The following is a 2,082-nucleotide window of genomic DNA, read 5'->3' as shown; positions in this document are numbered from 1 at the left end:
CCCCCCCCCCCCGCGCCTCCCCGCTTCGCAGGTTGCAGGGACCGTCATGGGGCCGGATCCGCGCGGTCACACCCCGCCGGGGCCGGCGGGGCTGCCGGCGACGCGGGATCGGGGCTCGGGTTTGCCCAGGCTCGTACTTCGGACCGGGCCAGTTGCTCGACTGCTGCATGGTCGCGGTCATGGGTAGCCGAAAGGCCGGATCCGGGAAGCTGGTGGACGCAGGCAGCCGATAGCCGAGGGACGAATGCGGTCGGGTGGCGGTCATGCCTCGCGGTGCACCGAAACGCATGCCGACCTGATCCCGGGCCTCTACGAGGCGGGTTCGAAGATCGTCCTGCACGCGCCGTGCGATGCCCTGGCGGGCTCGGCGTGCCGACCGGCACCGGCGGCCGGTGCGCGTCTTCCGGCGGCATCGGAGCAGGAACGGGCGGACGCGAGAGCAACCGGGCAGGACTGGTTCGAGGGGCGGCTCGGCTTCGATCCGGACGGATCGACCGTCCGCGACGCGACGGCCACCCACACGGCGGTCGCCTGCCGCCGAGGCCGGGCTCCGCGCGGTGCGCGCTGCCGTGCCGCACGGGCATCACGAGACCGCCGCCGCCCTTATCACCGGCGGTCCCACGGCCGTCGCCCTGCGTGATCGGGCCGGGGACGGGGCTTGGTTTCGCGCCGACGGCACCGACAGGCAGGTCCCAAAGCTGGAGCGGCGCGACACCGTCATCCTCGACGACCTGAACCTCCACAAGGTGGCCGGTGTCCGCGGGGGCTCGCGGCGGCCGGCGCACGGAGCCGCCAGCGACCGCTCGACCGCCCCGACGTCGACCCGATCGATCCATCGACAAGCGCAGGATGAGGAGGCTTTTGCCAAGCTGAAGGCCTGCCTGCGCGCCGCCGCTCCCCGCGCCATCCCGGATCTCCGGCGCGCGATCCAGAAAATCTTCGCCGACTTCACGATGCAAGCGTATCGATGCGACCTCGCCGCCGGATACCGCCACGACGGCGCGACAGGAACGGAAAACGGCTCGCGCGCGCTGGAGCCAAGAAGGCTAAGTACCGATTTGAAATTGATTTCTCGTTCGGATCCGCTGCTACTGGTCGAGAAGCCGTGGAGCGCACGATGCCGTATCTAAGACAGAAGGCTTACGCACTCATATCAGAAGCTTTGGAAGAGATCGTTCCCCTTCCATCGCGCAAGATCCGCTTGGAACATAAGATTCATTTCGTCGATGTCGGTGCATCGAAGGGCATCCAGCCGAAATGGTTGCGACAGAAAGACAATATCATACCGGTGCTGTTCGAGCCGAATCCCGAAGAGGCGCGTCGCCTGCGCGATCAGCTCTCCGCCTTCGAAAAGTCCTTCGTGATCGAGACCGGCCTGGCCGACCGGAATGGTCCGCAGCAGCTCCATATCGGGGAGCATTATGGCTGCACGTCGATACTCGAGGCGAACTCGGCATTCCTCAGCGATTATCAGATCGCGGCCAGCTATCACGTCAAAGATACGGTCGAGATCGAATGTGCCCGCTACGATGGCCTCGTCGATGCCGGCAAGGCGCCCGTTCCGGACGTCATCAAGATCGACGTCGAAGGCTACGAGAGCCATGTTCTTGAAGGGTTCGGGTCGCTGCTTCACAACGTCGTCGGCATCGAGACGGAGGTATTCTTCTATCCCGTTTACAAACGGCAAGCGTTGTTTCACGACTTGATCGCGCAGCTCGAACCTTTCGGGTTGCGATTGAAGCGCATCGAAGAGGTTCCGGCTTTCGATGGAGACCTGGTGTGCGCCAACGCCTACTTCATGAAGGATCGGGTTGCCTATGCGAGGCTGAGCACGGAGCGGCGTGCGAAGTACGATTTGGCCGCTCACGTGTTTCAGATAACGGAGCGCCCTCTCGCTCGATGCTGATGTCGAAGGCGTCGCGAGCGCTCGGTCAAGCGGCTGGGGCGAGGCCGAGGCGCTCGCCGGCGTAGCGGCCCTCGCGGATCGGGCGCCACCAGGCCGCGTTGTCGAGGTACCAGCGCACGGTCTCCTCCAGCGCCTGCTCGAAGGTCTTGGACGGCGCCCAGCCGATCTCGGCCTCG

The 2,082-nt window shown here is 65.8% G+C and carries 2 protein-coding genes and 1 pseudogene; 2 read left to right on the top strand and 1 reads right to left on the bottom strand.

Annotated features, from left to right (window positions below; genetic code table 11):
- Positions 1-557 precede the first annotated feature (557 nt).
- Entirely contained in the window at positions 558-1,130 is a 573-nt protein-coding gene (locus MKK60_RS06060; protein ID WP_243984372.1) for a hypothetical protein, read from the top strand.
- Positions 1,106-1,906, top strand: a complete 801-nt coding sequence (locus tag MKK60_RS06055) for an FkbM family methyltransferase (RefSeq protein ID WP_187275422.1) — start codon at positions 1,106-1,108, stop codon at positions 1,904-1,906. Before MKK60_RS06060 ends, MKK60_RS06055 begins: the two co-directional genes overlap by 25 nt.
- 25 nt (positions 1,907-1,931) lie before the next feature.
- Here the strand turns inward: MKK60_RS06055 and MKK60_RS06050 are convergent.
- Positions 1,932-2,082 (bottom strand): annotated as a pseudogene (locus MKK60_RS06050) (dTDP-glucose 4,6-dehydratase); the annotation flags it as partial.

The organism is Methylobacterium sp. J-092, assembly GCF_022829325.1.
Taxonomy (GTDB): domain Bacteria; phylum Pseudomonadota; class Alphaproteobacteria; order Rhizobiales; family Beijerinckiaceae; genus Methylobacterium.
The sequence above is the reverse complement of the archived record's forward strand: the minus strand, read 5'-3'. Positions and strand labels throughout refer to the sequence as shown.